Raw genomic sequence first — 554 nt, 5'->3', positions numbered from 1 at the left:
TGCCGCCCTTATTTCCAAGGGGATGGATATCGGTACAGCCAAGCCTGATGCAGATGAATTACAGGCCGCGCCGCACCGGTTGCTGGATATCCGCGATCCGTCCCAGGCGTACTCTGCTGCGGATTTTCGCCGCGATGCGTTAGCCGAGATGGCCGATATCACCGCCGCGGGGCGTATTCCGCTGCTGGTGGGCGGCACAATGTTATATTTCAAAGCCTTGCTTGAAGGGCTGTCGCCGTTACCGTCGGCAGATCCGGAAGTCAGGGCCAGAATTGAGCAGCTGGCGGCAGAGCATGGGTGGGACGCGTTACACCGACAGCTTCAGGAAATAGATCCGGTGGCTGCGGCGCGTATTCATCCAAATGATCCGCAAAGACTTTCCCGGGCACTGGAAGTTTTTTTCATTTCGGGTAAAACTTTAACGGAGCTGACGCAAACGTCAGGAGATGCTTTGCCGTATCAGGTGCATCAGTTTGCTATCGCCCCGGCGAGCCGTGAACTGCTCCATCAGCGAATTGAGCAGCGTTTTCATCAGATGTTGGCTTCAGGTTTTG

At 55.8% G+C, this 554-nt stretch carries 1 protein-coding gene; it reads left to right on the top strand.

Going from position 1 to position 554, the window contains the following annotated elements; all coding sequences use genetic code 11:
- Positions 1–22: 22 nt before the first annotated feature.
- Positions 23–554, top strand: a 532-nt coding sequence (gene miaA / locus PDQ33_RS29015; RefSeq protein ID WP_270787892.1) for a tRNA (adenosine(37)-N6)-dimethylallyltransferase MiaA, incomplete at its 3' end; no start/stop codon positions are given.

Origin of the sequence: Bacillus cereus group sp. Bc031 (assembly GCF_027716265.1) — a bacterium.
GTDB classification, from domain to species: Bacteria; Bacillota; Bacilli; order Bacillales; family Bacillaceae_G; genus Bacillus_A; species Bacillus_A paranthracis.
Note: the sequence above shows the minus strand (reverse complement) of the source record. Positions and strands in the feature narration are given on the sequence as shown.